11 protein-coding genes are annotated in these 15,492 nt (G+C 72.1%); 9 read left to right on the top strand and 2 right to left on the bottom strand.

The features are described 5' to 3' along the window. Nucleotides 1-80: 80 nt before the first annotated feature. The 4 genes from GCE65_RS10745 to GCE65_RS10730 all read left to right on the top strand — a co-directional run bounded on the left by GCE65_RS10745 (nucleotide 81) and on the right by GCE65_RS10730 (nucleotide 7,090). Nucleotides 81-1,013, top strand: a complete 933-nt coding sequence (locus GCE65_RS10745) for an aldo/keto reductase family oxidoreductase (protein WP_153878385.1) — start codon at nucleotides 81-83, stop codon at nucleotides 1,011-1,013. A 427-nt stretch (nucleotides 1,014-1,440) separates the two neighbouring features. Beyond that, on the top strand, nucleotides 1,441-4,737 hold the full coding sequence (ileS, locus tag GCE65_RS10740; RefSeq protein ID WP_153878384.1) for an isoleucine--tRNA ligase: 3,297 nt from the start codon (nucleotides 1,441-1,443) through the stop codon (nucleotides 4,735-4,737). Further along, nucleotides 4,734-6,164, top strand: coding sequence for a folylpolyglutamate synthase/dihydrofolate synthase family protein (locus GCE65_RS10735; RefSeq protein ID WP_153878383.1), 1,431 nt, complete (start codon nucleotides 4,734-4,736; stop codon nucleotides 6,162-6,164). Before ileS ends, GCE65_RS10735 begins: the two co-directional genes overlap by 4 nt. Before the next feature lie 11 nt (nucleotides 6,165-6,175). Further along, the gene (locus GCE65_RS10730) at nucleotides 6,176-7,090 is read left to right on the top strand and encodes a MurR/RpiR family transcriptional regulator (RefSeq protein WP_153878382.1); all 915 of its coding nucleotides are present in this window, start codon (nucleotides 6,176-6,178) and stop codon (nucleotides 7,088-7,090) included. A gap of 17 nt (nucleotides 7,091-7,107) precedes the next feature. Here the strand turns inward: GCE65_RS10730 and GCE65_RS10725 are convergent, their stop codons facing one another. Further along, the gene (locus tag GCE65_RS10725) at nucleotides 7,108-10,125 is read right to left on the bottom strand and encodes a discoidin domain-containing protein (protein ID WP_153878381.1); all 3,018 of its coding nucleotides are present in this window, start codon (nucleotides 10,123-10,125) and stop codon (nucleotides 7,108-7,110) included. 243 nt (nucleotides 10,126-10,368) lie between these two features. On the opposite strand from GCE65_RS10725, the gene GCE65_RS10720 reads away from it, so the two are divergent. After that, nucleotides 10,369-10,530 (top strand): hypothetical protein, encoded by a 162-nt coding sequence (locus GCE65_RS10720; RefSeq protein WP_153878380.1) that lies wholly within the window; start codon nucleotides 10,369-10,371, stop codon nucleotides 10,528-10,530. A 271-nt stretch (nucleotides 10,531-10,801) separates the two neighbouring features. On the opposite strand, the gene GCE65_RS10715 is transcribed toward GCE65_RS10720, so the two are convergent. After that, nucleotides 10,802-11,350 (bottom strand): DUF664 domain-containing protein, encoded by a 549-nt coding sequence (locus GCE65_RS10715; RefSeq protein ID WP_153878379.1) that lies wholly within the window; start codon nucleotides 11,348-11,350, stop codon nucleotides 10,802-10,804. Nucleotides 11,351-11,453: 103 nt separating this feature from the next. Here GCE65_RS10715 and GCE65_RS10710 point away from each other — a divergent pair, with 103 nt between their 5' ends. From GCE65_RS10710 to dhaM, 4 genes are all read left to right on the top strand, one after another. Beyond that, the gene (locus tag GCE65_RS10710; RefSeq protein WP_153878378.1) at nucleotides 11,454-12,944 is read left to right on the top strand and encodes an NAD(P)/FAD-dependent oxidoreductase; all 1,491 of its coding nucleotides are present in this window, start codon (nucleotides 11,454-11,456) and stop codon (nucleotides 12,942-12,944) included. Nucleotides 12,945-13,016: 72 nt separating this feature from the next. Further along, nucleotides 13,017-14,024: a dihydroxyacetone kinase subunit DhaK gene (dhaK, locus tag GCE65_RS10705; RefSeq protein WP_153878377.1), complete on the top strand. Its 1,008-nt coding sequence runs from the start codon at nucleotides 13,017-13,019 to the stop codon at nucleotides 14,022-14,024. After that, nucleotides 14,021-14,680 carry a dihydroxyacetone kinase subunit DhaL gene (gene dhaL / locus GCE65_RS10700; RefSeq protein ID WP_153878376.1) on the top strand — a complete coding sequence of 220 codons (660 nt, stop codon included), beginning with the start codon at nucleotides 14,021-14,023 and terminating at the stop codon, nucleotides 14,678-14,680. Before dhaK ends, dhaL begins: the two co-directional genes overlap by 4 nt. Beyond that, on the top strand, nucleotides 14,677-15,468 hold the full coding sequence (dhaM, locus tag GCE65_RS10695) for a dihydroxyacetone kinase phosphoryl donor subunit DhaM (RefSeq protein WP_228759902.1): 792 nt from the start codon (nucleotides 14,677-14,679) through the stop codon (nucleotides 15,466-15,468). Before dhaL ends, dhaM begins: the two co-directional genes overlap by 4 nt. Nucleotides 15,469-15,492: the final 24 nt, after the last annotated feature.

Here is a 15,492-nt window from a genome sequence, read left to right as displayed (position 1 = left end):
CAGGGGGAGAGATTTTCAAGAGGCCTGGACCCGAGACGCCCGGCGCGTGACAGGCTGGGGGTGAACGAAAGGATTCACCGATGAGAACCTTCACCCTGCCCGGCACCGACATCGTGGCCCCGAACGTCGTGCTCGGGCTCATGCGCATCGCCGACAAGACCGACGAGGAGATCCGCACCCTCGTCGCCGCCGCCCGCGACGCCGGCATCGACTTCCACGACCATGCCGACGTCTACGGCCCCACGACGCACGAGTGCGAACGACGCTGGGCCGGCGCGCTGCGGCTCGGCCCCGCCGAGCGCGAGCAGGTGACGATCCAGACGAAGGCCGGGATCGTGGGCGACGGCCCGTACTTCGACTTCTCCCACGACCATCTCACCGCCGCCGTGAACGGTTCGCTCGAGGCGCTGGGCACCGACTACATCGACATCCTGCTGCTGCACCGGCCCGACGCCCTCGTCGAACCCGACGAGGTTGCCCGCGCCTTCGAGGAGCTGCACACCGCCGGCAAGGTGCGCCACTTCGGCGTCTCCAACCACACGCCCGGCCAGATCGAGCTGCTCAAGAAGTCCGTGACCCGGCCGCTCGTGGTCAATCAGCTGCAGCTGTCGATCACCCACGCCCCGCTCATCGCCCAGGGGGTGGCCGCGAACATGGCGGGCCTCGACCAGTCGATCAGCCGCGACGCCGGCACGCTCGACTACTGTCGCCTGCACGACATCACCGTGCAGGCCTGGTCGCCGTTCCAGGCAGGATTCTTCACCGGAGTGTTCCTCGACAATCCCGAATACGCCGAACTCAACGCCGTGATCGACCGGCTCGCCGCCGCCTACGACGTGCCCCCGATCGCCATCGCCACCGCCTGGATCACCCGCCACCCGGCGACCATGCAGGTCGTGCTCGGCACCACGACCCCCGCGCGCGTCACCGGCGCCGCCCAGGGCTCGGACCTCCCGCTCACCCGCGCCGAGTGGTACGAACTCTTCCGCGCCGCGGGCCACACGGTGCCCTGATCCGACCATGACCCGCATCCCCTGATGCTGCGCTCCATCTGGCGACCGCGGTCCTGCTCGGCGAGCCGGTCACGGTGGCGACGCACGACTCGACCATGACGACCGTCGCCGCGCACCTGGGACTGCGCGTGACCGATCCCGTCCGCCCGCGGGATTGACGAGCCGGTCGCCCCGGCCGGGTAGACTTCCCGCAGGCATCGACCCGGCCATCACCGGTGAGCCTTCCGGAAGAACAGCCGCCCCCACCCGAGGGGGCGCCCAGTAGAACCGGACGGGAACGGCGCCGTCACCGCCGAAGGAAGCGATCGTCGTCCATAAGCCGGCTCCCGAAGGGTCGGCGGGCGGCGGTAACCGAGGTGGTACCGCGGTTCCGGCCATCGGCCGAGATCGTCCTCGGGGAGAAGCACGCCCACCCCGAAGGATTCCCATGGCGCCCACCCCCGCAGAGGCCCGCTACCCACGCCACGCCGGTGGTGAGCCCGTCAGCTCCCCGGACCTGCCCGCGCTCGAGCGCGCGGTGCTCGACTACTGGGCCGCGGACGGCACGTTCCAGGCCTCGATCGATCAGCGCCCCGCCGGGGAGGACGGGTCGAACGAGTACGTCTTCTACGACGGCCCGCCGTTCGCGAACGGGCTGCCCCACTACGGGCACCTGCTCACCGGCTACGTCAAGGACGTCATCCCGCGCTTTCGCACGATGCTCGGGCAGCGGGTCGAGCGCCGCTTCGGCTGGGACACCCACGGGCTGCCCGCCGAGCTCGAGGCCGAGCGGGTCCTCGGCATCACCGACAAGTCCCAGATCGACGAGATGGGCATCGAGGCGTTCAACGCGGCCTGCCGCTCCTCGGTGCTGACCTACACCGCCGAATGGCAGGAGTACGTCACCCGCCAGGCCCGCTGGGTCGACTTCGAGAACGACTACAAGACCCTCGACCCCACCTATATGGAGTCGGTCATCTGGGCGTTCAAGCAGCTCCACGACAAGGGCCTGGCCTACGAGGGCTATCGCGTGCTGCCCTATTGCTGGAACGACCAGACCCCGCTGTCGAACCACGAACTGCGGATGGACGACGACGTCTACCAGATGCGCCAGGATCCGGCGCTCACGGTCGGGCTCCGGCTCGAGAGCGGCGAACTCGCCCTCGTCTGGACGACGACGCCGTGGACCCTGCCCTCGAACCTCGCCATCGCCGTGGGTCCCGAGATCGAGTACGTGACCGTGACCCCGGCGGAGGGACCGCTCGCGGGGGAGCGGGTGCTGCTCGCGCGCAGCCGGCTGGCCGCCTACGCCCGCGAGCTCGGCGAGGAGCCGCAGATCGTGGCGAGCACGAGCGGCGCGGACCTCGCCGGTCGCACCTACGCCCCGCCGTTCCCGTACTTCGAGGGGCAGCCGAACGCCCACCAGATCCTGGTCGACGACTTCGTCTCGACCGAGGACGGCACCGGGCTCGTGCACATGGCCCCCGCCTTCGGTGAGGAGGACATGAACGTCTGCGCCGCCGCGGGCATCGAGGCGGTCGTGCCCGTCGACGACGCGGGCCGGTTCACCCCGCTGGTGTCCGACTACGCCGGGCTGCAGGTCTTCGACGCCAACCCGAAGGTGATCACCGACCTCAAGGCCGGCACCGGTGCCCTGGCACGACTGGCACCCGAGCGGCGTCCGGTCGTCGTGCGGCACGAGACCTACGACCACTCCTACCCGCACTGCTGGCGCTGCCGGAACCCGCTCATCTACAAGGCCGTGAGCTCCTGGTTCGTGCGGGTGAGCCGATTCCGGGATCGCATGGTCGAGCTGAACGAGCAGATCACCTGGGTGCCCGAGCACATCAAGCACGGCCAGTTCGGCAAGTGGCTCGCCGGCGCCCGCGACTGGTCGATCTCGCGCAACCGGTACTGGGGCACGCCGATCCCCGTGTGGGTCAGCGACGATCCCGACTATCCCCGCACCGAGGTGTACGGCTCGTTCGCCGAGCTCGAGGAGGCCTTCGGGGTCCCGGTGACCGACCTGCACCGGCCGTTCATCGACGAGCTCACCCGCCCCAACCCCGACGATCCGACCGGACGCGCGACCATGCGCCGCATCCCCGACGTGCTCGACGTGTGGTTCGACTCCGGGTCGATGCCGTTCGCGCAGGTGCACTACCCGTTCGAGAACTCCGACTGGTTCGAGCATCACTTCCCGGGCGACTTCATCGTGGAGTACGTCGGGCAGACCCGCGGCTGGTTCTACCTGCTGCACGTGCTCTCGACGGCACTGTTCGACCGGCCCGCGTTCCGCACCGTCGTCTCGCACGGGATCGTGCTCGGTGACGACGGCCGCAAGGCGTCCAAGTCGCTGCGCAACTATCCGGACCCGACCGAGATGTGGGACTCCTACGGTTCGGATGCCGTGCGCCTGGCGCTCATGAGCTCGCCCGTGCTGCGCGGCGGGAACCTCATCGTGGCCGAGGAGGCCATCCGCGAGCAGGTGCGCGGCGTGCTCCTGCCGCTGTGGAACGCCGCGTATTTCTTCAGCCTGTACGCGAACGCCGTCGGGGGCGGTGAGCGTGCGGACGACGCAGCTCCCGCGGGCGGGTATCTCGCCTCCCCGCCCGCACCGGCCGAGGTGGCGGGCCTGGACGTGATGGACCGCTACCTGCTCGCCCGCACCCACGACCTCGTGGGTGCCGTGCGCGCCGACATGGAGGCCTACGACGTGCCGGCCGCGGCCGCGCACATCCGCGAGCACCTCGACGTGCTCACGAACTGGTACGTGCGCACCTCCCGGAACCGGTTCTGGGGCGAGGACCGCGGCGCCTACGACACCCTCTACACCGCGCTCGAGGTGCTCGCCCGCATCACCGCCCCGCTCGCCCCGATGGTCGTCGAGGAGATCTGGCGGGGCCTGACCGGCGGGCGCTCCGTGCACCTGACCAACTGGCCGGTGCCCGGGGATCCGGGTGACGCGGCCGCGGCCGCGCTCGTGGCCGACCCGGAGCTGGTGGCGGCGATGGACGCGGTGCGGACCGTCGTCTCTGCGGCCCACGGCCTGCGCAAGGCCCACCAGCTGCGCGTGCGCCAGCCGCTGCGCACCCTCCAGGTGGCCGTGCCCGACCCGCAGCTGCTCGCCCCGTTCACCGGCCTCATCGCCGAGGAGGTCAACCTCCACGAGGTCGAACTGCTCGACCTGGGGCAGGTGAGCATCGACGATTTCGGGCTCTACTCGAAGCTCACGGTCAACGCCCGGGCCGCCGGGCCGCGCCTCGGCAAGGACGTGCAGACCGTCATCCGGGCCGCCCGCGCGGGGGACTGGGAGATCCACGAGGCCGTCGTCTACGCCGGCGGGATCGCGCTGACCGAGGAGGAGTACACGCTCACCACGGAGGTCGCGGACGACGGGGACGCGAGCGTCGCGGCCACGACGCTGCCCGGCGACGGCTTCCTCGTGCTCGACATCGAACTGGACGACGAGCTCCTCGGCGACGGCTACGCCCGCGACGTGGTGCGGCAGGTGCAGGACGCCCGCAAGGCCGCCGACCTGCACATCACCGACCGGATCACCCTCTCGCTGCTCGTGCCGCAGGACTGGGCGGGTGCGGTGCGTGAGCGCGCCGAGTTCATCGCCGCCGAGACCCTCGCGGTCTCGGTGACCGTCGACGAGGGGCCGAGCGTGGTCGAGGCGGCTCCCGGGGACGGCCGGGTCGAGAACGAGGTCGGCATCGAGCTCGCCAGGGTGGAGCCGTGAGCCGCCCGCGCGCCGGCGGGGACGGCGGCACCGACCGGACCACCGACCGGGCCGCCGCCCTTGAGGCGGCCGCGGAGGCGGAGGCCCGGGCGATCTACGCCGGCATCCTCGCCCGCAACCCGGAGCACGACTTCGATCCGACCCTCGACCGGGTCGCCTCGCTCATGGACCTGCTCGGGAACCCGCAGCACTCCTTCCGGGCGATCCACCTGACCGGCACGAACGGAAAGACCTCCACGGCCCGGATGATCTCCGCGCTGCTGTCCGAGCTCGGGCTGCGGGTGGGCCGGTTCACCTCCCCGCACCTGCACAGCGTGCGCGAGCGGATCGACATCGACGGCGCCCCGATCTCGGCGGTGCGCTTCGTCGAGGTCTGGCGCGACATCGAACCGTACGTGGCGATGGTCGACGCGCAGCTCGCCGAGGCCGGGCAGTCCCGGCTCAGCTTCTTCGAGGTGCTCACGGGGCTCGCATACGCGGCCTTCGCCGATGCCCCGATCGAGGTGGGCGTCATCGAGGTCGGCATGGGCGGGTCGTGGGACTCGACCAACGTGATCGACGGCGACGTCGCGGTGGTCACCCCGATCGCCCGCGACCACGAGCGCTGGCTCGGGCACACGCCCGCGGAGATCGCCGGCGTCAAGGCCGGGATCATCAAGCACCTCGAGGGGCGCTCCCAGGTCGTGGTCACGGCCGAGCAGCCGGAGGAGGCGGCCCCGGTGCTCGCGGAGGCGGCGGCAGCGGCCGGGGCGCGGATCGTCGCCGCCGGCTACGACCTCGAGGTGGCGAACCGGCACGTGGCCGTCGGGGGCCAGCTCATCGACCTGCGCACCCCCGCCGGGCTCTACACCGAGATCTTCCTGCCGCTGCACGGGCGCCACCAGGCCGAGAACGCGGCGCTCGCGCTCACGGCCGTCGAGTCGTTCCTCGGCGGCGGCACCCTCGATCCCGGCGTGGTCGAGGCCGGCTTCGCCGCCGTCACCTCCCCGGGCCGGCTCGAGGTCATCCGGTCGAGCCCGACCGTGCTCGTCGACGGCGCCCACAATCCCGCGGCCGCGGTCGTGCTCGTCGACGCGATCGAGGAGGCCTTCGCCTTCAGCCGGCTCGTCGGGGTCGTCGGGGTCATGGCCGACAAGGACGCCGAGGGGCTGCTGTCGGTGCTCGAACCGCTTCTCGACGAGATCGTGCTCACCCAGGCGCCGACCCCGCGGGCGATGGACGCGGGCGATCTGGCCGAGATCGCCCGGGACGTCTTCGACGAGGACGTGGTCCACGTGGCCGCGGGGCTGTCGGACGCGATCACGCTCGCGGCCGACCTCGCCGAGCAGGGCGAGGTCGACGCGATCGCCTCCCGCACCGGCGTGCTCGTGACCGGCTCCGTGCTGCTGGCGGCCCAGGCGCGAGCGATCGTCGGACTCGGCGACTGAGGCGGGTCGGGATGGAGCAGCCCTCACCCGTCGCGGCCTTCCCGGCCGATTTCGGGCTGCGTGCGCGGCTCCAGGCGGTCACGCCGCACCTGACGCAGCGGATGGCTTCGCTCGCGGAACTCCTGCTCGATCGGCCCGAGCTGGCGGTCATGCTCTCGAGCAGTGACCTCGCCGCCCGCGCCGGCGTCTCGCCCCCGACCCTCACCCGGTTCTGCAAGCTGCTCGGCTACGGCGGTTTCGTGCAGCTGCGCATCGGCGCGGCCGCGGACGCGGGGCGCTCCGCGGGCCAGGAGAGCCTCACGGGTGAGCCGGGCGCGATGGTCCATCCGGGAATGGACGATCGGGAGTTGCTGCGCACCTTCCTCGCCACCCACGTGCAGGCGCTCCAGGCCTCGGCCGATCTGACGAACCTCGACGTCATGAGGGAGGCCGCCGCGCTCGTCGCCGCCGCCGACCGGGTCGACGTCTACGGCGTCGGCGGATCGGGTTCCGTCGCCGACGGCCTCGTCGAGCGGCTCTATCAGGTCGGCATCAACGCCCGCGGGTGGAGCGACCTGCACCTCGGGGTCATGAGCGCCTGCCGACTCGATCCGGGCGGCGTCGCCATCGGGGTCTCGAGTTCCGGAATCACGCGCGAGACCGTCGAGATGCTCACGGTCGCGGGCGAGACGGGGGCCCGCACGATCGCGATCACGAGTGATCACCGCTCACCGCTGGCCCAGGCCGCGGAGGTCGTCATCCGCACGGCGCCACTGGACGACTACCGCGATCTGGGCGAACTGACGGCGTCACACACCCAGGTCTTCGCCGCCGACCTGCTCTACCTGCTCGTCTCGTGGCACGACCGGGCCAGATCGGCCGAGCAGGCCGGCAAGGCGCGGGCCGCCGTCGCCCGGCTGGGCCGGCCGGTCCGGCGATCGCGCTGATCGCCGGACCGGTCGGATCACGAAACCGATCGCGACGATCGACGTCGCACGGCGAGCGCGGCGCCCCCGAGCAGCAGAAGTGCGACCGGCAGCACCAGGCCCGTGCCCACCCCCGTGACCGGCAGCGCCCCGGGCGCGGCGGCCTCTCCCGACCCATTCGCCGTGTCGCTCCCGGCCCCGCCCGCCGCGGCGTCGGGATCGCTGGGGTCGCTGGGGTCGCTGGAGTTGCTGGGTCCGTCGGGTCCACTGGACCCTCCGGAATCGCCGGCGCTCGTGCCGGAGGCCCCGGACCCGTCGGTGGCGTCACCGGCGCCCGAGTCGGCGTCCCCCGGGCCGGTGGTACCCGCGGAATCGTCGTCACCGCTCGCAGCGCCGTCCGCGTCGGCGCCGTCGGCTGCGGAATCGTCCCCGTCCGAACCGGAGCCGTCGGAACCGTCCCCGTCCGAACCGTCCCCGTCTGAACCGTCCCCATCCGAACCGTCGCCGTCGGAGCCGTCGTCCCCGTCGCCGGGCTGCTCGGACGGGTCGACCACCTTGTAGAGCACTCCCTCACTCGGCGCGAGCTCGCGGGTCAGGGTTCCATCCGGCAGCTCGATCTCCCGGCCGAGCGAACCGTCCGCGCGGCTCACCTCCTGCAGCGCGACCGACGGGTCGGCGAACTCGAGCACCGCCTCGTGGGAACCGGTGAAGCTGTTGTTCACCACGAACAGATAGTCCTCGCCGCCGGCCCGCTCCACCAGGTGTGAGAGCACGAGGTCGGCGTCGCTGCGGGGCTGCACGAAGAAGTCGGCCGGCACGGGCTCCTGGCCGTGAGCGGTGCCGGCGACGTACACCTCGGTGGCGTCGAGGCCCATGAGGGTCGGTCCGAGCGCGTGGATCTCGGAGTTGAGCTGTGTGACGGGCGCGTACAGATCGGTCGGCTCGCCGTCGGCGGTCATGATCCCGTCGGTGAACGGCTCGCCCCGGTCTGTCGGGGTCCACCAGGTGAAGTAGGAGAGCTGCTTGTAGCCGTAGGCGAGGGCGAGGTTGGCCTCGTAGCGGATCTCGGCCGGCACCGGGCGGCGCAGGTTTCCGGGGATCCCGATGCTCTGCAGGTACATCGCGGTCTTGACCTGGTTCTCGAGCCCGAGCTCGCGCACGGTGTTGAGGTTCGTCAGCAACGACGCCGTACCGGTGCCGCCCTCCTGGAACGGGTACAGGTCGTACATGAGGTAGTCGCGGTCGTCGATCGTGCGCGGACCGGTCGCGTCCAGCCACGCCTGCATGGCGGCGTCGTTCGCCTCCTCGGAGCCGTAGAACGAGTAGGGGAAGAAGTTGAGGTGCGAGTAGTACTCGGGAGCGGCCTCGCGGATGGCGTTGAAGGCGGTCGCGTAGGCGGTCGCATCGAGCGGCTCGTCCACGAGGTAGAAGCCGCCGACGCCCGGGATGTTCGTGTAGCGCTGTGCCCATGCGGCGGCCTGCTCCGGGGTCATCGTGGTGAACCGGCCCGAGGCGTTCTCGTCCTGCACGATCGTCTGCATCCCGCGCTCGTGCGCGAGCCGGGCCATCTCGTGGTTCACCGCCGGCGTCGCCGTGAGCTGCGAGGCCTGCACGACGTCGATGCCCGCGTTCGCGAGGTAGTCGTACTGTTCGTCGTTCACATACTCGGGCAACGGCGCCCAGAAGACCGTGATCATGAAGTCGTCGCCGATGCGCTCGACCTCCTCGGCGACCTCGACGGGGACGCTCAGCGTCGTCTCGCCGGAGACGAGGGTGACCGTCGCCGTCCCCGACGCGACCGCGGTGATCGTTCCATCGGGCGCCACCGTGGCGACGGCCTCGTCCGAGGAGGACACGGCGTAGTCGCCCGTGTCACCACCGAAGTCCTCGAACCAGTGCGAGTCGCTCGCTCCGGGCTCGAGGAGCAACGCGGGCTTGACCGATCCGATGCATCCTTCGCTCGTTCCGTAGACCGCGAACTCGGCGAGTTGCACGAGGTAGCCGTCGACCCCGGCGGGGCCGTTGCGCACGTCGGTCACGAGCCGCACGTGATGTGCCATCGTGCCGGGGTCCATGTCGAAGACCTGGGGATCGGATTGATCCGCGGGATTGTCGACGCTCTCGGCGACCGGCGTCCACTGCGTTCCGTCCGCGGAGACCTCGATGCGGTAGTCACGCGGGAAGGCCTTCGTCCGGGGGAACACGACGGCGCGTGCGACCTCGGATTCGCACCGGAGCGCCAGCGTGAGTGTCGCGTCCTCGTGTGGGTCCTGCACCTTCTCGTACGGGTCGGTGCTCCAGCCACTCGTGCGGCCGACGTCGCCGTCGATCGCGAAGGCGGCGGCCCAGGACTCGTCCGGCTTCTCGTAGCTGGAGGATGCTGTCACCCTCGAGGTGACCGAGAGGTTCTCGGTGCCGGCGGGTTGATAGTCCGGGATCTCGGTCGACGTGCCGAAGACCGCGATCTCGGAGAATTGCAGGATTCCGCCCTCGCGGGACTGTCGCGTGATGACGTCGATCCGCACGCTGACGGCGTCGACCGGGGCCTCCAGGTCGATCACATCGGGTTCCGATACGACACCGTCGAAATCGTCCTCGTGTGTGATGCGTTGTTCGAACACGTTCTGCCCGCCCGCGTCGGTGACCGTCACGGTGAACTCGGTCGGGTAGTAGACGCCGTAGAAGTCCGCGTCTCCGCGGGGGAAGACGACGATGCGTGAGATGGCGGACTCGTTCCGGAGATCGACCTGCACGAACCCGCCGGCGTCCACACCCGTGTCCGCCGCCACCCAGACGTTCAAGTCGGGACTGCCGGAGTTCCCGTCGTTCAGCACGTCCGGGGCGAGCCCACCCTGCGAACTGCTTGCAGTCACCCGTGCGGACGGTGCGAGGTTGACGGTCCCCGCCGGTGCGTACGAGGCCACATCGGTCGGATCCGCCGCGGCGGTCGCCGAACTCGCGGTCATGGCGAGCCCGGCGCCGACCAGCCCGATCGTCAGCGTCGCGGCGAGGCCGGCGCGAAGCGTGCGCAGTCGCGTTCCGGTAGCTCTGGGCATCCTTGCTCCTCTTGGTCGGTGTCCGTGGCTGCGGTGCCCCGGGTTAGCCTCAGATTACGAGAAGTTCCATATCAATGTCTACCGACTGAAAGAGCCTTTCATCGCATCGTTCGCGCCGCCCCCTGGCACTCGCCGACCCCCGTCTTGCCGACCAGGGTGATATCGCCATTCTCGGGCGTCACACCCGGGATTCGACCCTGGTCGGCGGTGCCGGCGGGCAGCGTGCCCAGTAGTGTTCGGGGCATGAACCGGCGGCAGGCCGTGGTCACGGCACTCACGTGCATCGTCGCGGGTGTGCTGAGCTTCATCGTCGACCCGTGGTGGCTCGTCCTCGCGGTCGTCGTATCCGTGTCGCTGCCGCTCCTGACGCTCGCGGGCAGGAGCGAGCGGACAGGTCGCGGGTAGCCCGCCGGTTCACGCCCCGCCGCCGTCCGCGGTGAATCCGTCCGCGGTGAATCCGGCGACTCCTCCACGGTCGAGCAGGGTGAAACCCCTGAAATCCGCTGCCAGAGCCGGGGTTCGGCCCTGGTCGGTGGGCGGAGCGGGGGTTTGGCCCTGGTCGGTGGGTGGAGCGGGGGTTTGGCCCTGGTCGGTGGGTGGAGCGGGGGTTCGGCCCTGGTTGGCGACCGGAGCGGGGGTCGGCCCTGGTCGGTGGGTGGAGCGGGACGGTGAGCCGTCAGCCGATCGGTGACCAGGCGCCGTCCCTGCGCCGGGCGAGCACGCCGCGCACGAACTGGGCCTGCCCGAGGTGCTCGAGGCCGTCGGAGACCACGCTCACGAGCCGCACCCCGAGGGTGACCGGCGGGTCCCAGCCCTCGTCGACCACCTGGTCGAGATCGCGGGCACGCAGGCCGCGCAGGTAGGCCGCCGTCGCCTCCTGGGTCTGCTCGTGGTAGGTGGCGAGGTCGCCCACGGCCACCGCGGCGAGGGCCGCGACCTCCTCGCCCGTGTGCCCGAAGCCCGTCGCGGTGGGGCTGAACGGCAGGTCGAGCGCCCGCGCCCAGCCGCCCGCCGTCCACACCTGCTCGACGCCCGCGAGCTCGGCCACGTGATCGTCCTGCACCCGCGTCAGGTGCCATATGAGCCACCCGATCGAGTTCGCCGCGCCGTCGAGCTGGGCGCCGGCGTCGCCCGCGCTCAGGCCGTCGAGCACCCGGGCCACCCCGCCGGCGATCCGGCCGAACGCGTCGAGCAGTAGGGCGGTCGCGGCGTCGTCCTCGGTCATCGTCTTCCCCTGCCGTGCTCGGTGTTCCAGACTGGGGACCGGCGGGTGCACGGGCCCTCGACCGAGGGTAACCCCGGCGACCGCCCGAACGGCAGGAGGAGGCATGGCCCGGATCGATTCCCAGGAGGGTGAACGCACCTACGACGTCGTCGTCATCGGCGCCGGGCCGGTCGGCGAGAACGTCGCCGACCGGGTCGTCGCGGGCGGCCTGAACGCGGTCGTGGTCGAGCACGAACTCGTCGGCGGCGAGTGCTCCTACTGGGCGTGCGTGCCCTCGAAGGCGCTGCTGCGCCCCGGCGCCGCCCTGCGCGCCGCCCGCGCGGTCGGCGGGTCCCGCGAGGCCGTCACGGCCGGTGTCGACGCGCGCGCCACGCTCGCCCGCCGCACCGAATTCACGAGCGACTGGGACGACTCGGCCCAGGTGGACTGGCTCCGCGGGGCCGGCATCGACCTCGTTCGCGGCACCGCCCGCCTGAGCGGCCCGAGGCGGGTGAGCGTACGGACGACGCAGGGCCCCGTCGCGCTCGAGGCCCGCCTCGCCGTCGTGGTCTGCACCGGATCGCGTGCGATCGTGCCGGGGATCCCCGGCCTGGCCGAGGCCCGGCCCTGGACCTCCCGCGAGGCGACGTCCGCGCGCGCCGTCCCCGGCTCGCTCATCGTGCTCGGCGGCGGGGTCGTCGGCTGCGAGTCGGCCTGCGCCTACGCCGACCTCGGTGCCGAGGTCACCGTGATCGAGGCGGGCCGGCTGCTGGGAACGCTCGAACCCGTCGCGGCCGAGCATGTGCGCTCCGCCCTGGCCGCCCGCGGGGTGCGCTTCCACACGGGGGCCACGGCCACGCGCGTGACCCGGGACGACGCCGCGGCGCCGGATGCGCGGGTGACGGTCGAACTCTCCGGCGGCGAGCGCGTCACCGGTGAGGAGATCCTCGTGGCCACCGGCCGCGGGCCCCGCACCGACGGACTCGGGCTCGCCGTGGTCGGGCTGACCGACGGCGCATGGCTCGCGGTGGACGAGACCCTCCGGGTCACCGGGCCGGACGGCGCGGGGATCGACTGGCTCTACGCCGCGGGCGACGTGAACGGCCGCCGGCTGCTCACCCATCAGGGCAAGTATCAGGCCCGCATCGCGGCGGGGGCGATCATGGCCCGCGCCGCCCGCGCAGACTCCGGTGGGCACGGCGCCCGGATCGACGACTCCCCGTGGGGCGCGCACGCGGCGACCGCCGACCAGCGCGCGGCCACGGCCGTGGTCTTCACCGATCCGCAGGTCGCCTCCGTCGGGCTGACCGAGGCCGACTGCCGGGAGCAGGGGGTGCGGACCCGCGTGGTCGACGTGGACCTGGGCGCCGTCGCCGGGGCCGCCCTCATGGCCGACGGCTACCGCGGCGCTGCCCGGATGGTCGTCGACGCCGACCGGCAGGTGATCGTCGGCCTGACGTTCGTGGGCCAGGACGTGGCCGAGCTCGCGCAGGCCGGGGCGATCGCGATCGCGGGCGAGGTGCCGATCGCGCGGCTGTGGCACGCGGTGCCCGCCTTCCCGACCGTGAGTGAGGTGTGGCTGCGCCTGCTCGAGGCGTACCGCGACGGGTCGTGACCGGCACCAGACAGCGTGCGTGTGGGGCAGTAGGATCGGCAGTGAGTTCGGTAGCTCCACTGGAGGTTGGCCATGAAGAAGCTCATCAATGATCCACACGACGTCGTGAAGGAGGCGGTGGCGGGCTTCGTCGCCGCCCATTCCGATCTCGTGGCGGCGGGACCGGATCCCGAGGAACTGTTCGTCCACCGGCGCGGCGGGGCGGTGCCCGGCAAGGTCGGTCTCGTCTCCGGCGGCGGGAGCGGGCACGAGCCGCTGCACGTCGGCTTCGTGGGGGAGGGGATGCTCGACGCGGCCGTGCCCGGCGCCGTGTTCACCTCGCCCACGCCCGGTCCGATCCTGGCGGCCACGAAGGCCGCCGACGGCGGCGCCGGGGTGCTCCACATCGTCAAGAACTACACCGGCGACGTCCTCAACTTCGAGACGGCGGCCGAGCTGGCCGACGCGGAGGACATCGACGTCGCGGCCGTGATCATCAACGACGACGTCGCCGTCCAGGACTCCCTGTACACGGCCGGTCGCCGCGGCGTGGCCGGCACGGTCCTCGTGGAGAAGATCGCCGGGGCGAGTGCGGAGCGGCGCGACGACCTGGCCACGGTCGCCGCCGTCGCCACGAAGGTGAACGAGCGCACCCGCAGCATGGGCGTGGCCCTGCACGCGTGCACGGTGCCGCACGCGGGCGAGCTCTCGTTCGAGCTCGCCGAGGACGAGATCGAGATCGGCATCGGCATCCACGGCGAACCGGGCCGCGAGCGGATCCCGATGGCCGGCGCGGACGACATCACCGATCGGCTCCTCGACGCCGTGACCACCGACCTCGGTCTGTCCGGGGGCGAGGAGGTGCTGCTGTTCGTCAACGGCATGGGCGCCACGCCGCTGTCCGAGCTGTACATCGTCTACGGCCGGGCGGCCGAGCGGCTCGCCGCGGCCGGGGTGAAGGTCACCCGGTCGCTCGTGGGCAACTACACGACGGCCCTGGACATGCAGGGCTGCTCGGTCACGGTGCTCCACCTCGACGAGGAACTCACTACGCTATGGGATGCCCCTGCGAAGACACCGGCGATGAGGAGTGAGACATGAGTGAGAAGGTGCTCGGCAACGAGTGGGCCGTGGCCTGGATCCAGGCCTGTGCCCGGATCACGTCCGATGAGCGCGCGGCGCTGAACGACCTGGACCGGGCCATCGGCGACGGTGACCACGGCGAGAACCTCGACCGGGGCTTCTCCGCCGTCGCGGCGAAGCTCGACTCCGCCGCCCCGGCCCAGCTGGGCGAGACCTTCAAGCTCGTGGCCACCACCCTCATGTCGACCGTGGGCGGCGCCGCCGGTCCGCTGTACGGCACCGCCTTCCTCCGCGCCGGCAAGGCCGCCGGGGAGGCGGACAACCGGGCCGGCGGGCTCGACGCGACCGGCGTGGCCGAGCTGCTCGAGGCCGGGCTGGCCGGCCTCGTCGCCCGCGGCAAGGCCGAGCCCGGCGACAAGACGATGGTGGACGCGTGGGACGCCGCCGCCACGGCCGCGCGCGCCGCGGCCGAGTCCGGGTCCGATCCGGTCGCCGTGTGGGCCGAGGCCTCGGCCGCCGCGGAGGCCGGCGCCCGCGCCACCGAACCGATGGTCGCCCGCAAGGGCCGGGCGTCCTACCTCGGCGAGCGCTCGGCCGGGCACCGCGATCCGGGCGCGCAGTCCTCGGCCATGCTGCTCGCGGCCGCGGCGGCCGCAGCGCGGGACACGCCGTGACGATCGCGGTGGGCCTCGTGCTCGTCTCCCACTCGGGCAACCTCGCCAAGGGAGCGGCCGAGGTCGCCGCGCAGATGGCACCCGACGTGCCGATCTATGCCGCCGGCGGCACCGACGACAACCGCATCGGCACGAGCTTCGACCGGGTCATGGAGATGGTCGAACGGGTTCGGGAGGCCGGGGCCGAGGCCGTCGTGCTCTCCGACCTCGGCTCCGCGCTCCTCACCGCCGAATCGGTCGCCGAGGTACTGGACGGCGGGGTCACGATCGTCGACGCCCCCTTCGTCGAGGGCGCCGTCGCGGCGGCCGTCGCGGCCCAGACCGGTTCGAGTGCCTCGCAGGTCGCGGCGGCGGCGCGGACCGCGATCGATGCGTTCGCCGGCGGCTCTGCCGATGCTGCCGACTCTGCCGACGACACTGACCACCCTGGCGGCGACTCTGCTGCCACCGACAGCACGGCCGACACCGCGGCCCCGGCCACCCCGGCCCCGGCCGCCGCGGAGGCGACGGACGATCACGAGGCGAGCTCCGACGTCCTCGAGCGGACCGTGACGCTGCGCAACAGCCTCGGACTGCATGCGCGACCCGCCGCGCAGGTGGCGCGGATCGTCGCCGATCACGACGCCGAGGTGACGATCAACGAGACCCCCGCGGCGAGCGTCCTCGCGCTCATGGGGCTCGGCCTCACGGGCGGGGCGGAGGCGACGCTGCGGGCGAGCGGCCCGCAGGCCGGCGACGTGCTCACCCGGCTCGAGGAGGAGTTCGAGAACGGGTTCGGCGAGGACTAGGCCGACCCGGGGTACCGTGAGGTC

Origin of the sequence: Pseudactinotalea sp. HY158 (assembly GCF_009660225.1) — a bacterium.
Taxonomy (GTDB): Bacteria; Actinomycetota; Actinomycetes; order Actinomycetales; family Beutenbergiaceae; genus HY158.
Note: the sequence above shows the minus strand (reverse complement) of the source record. Positions and strands in the feature narration are given on the sequence as shown.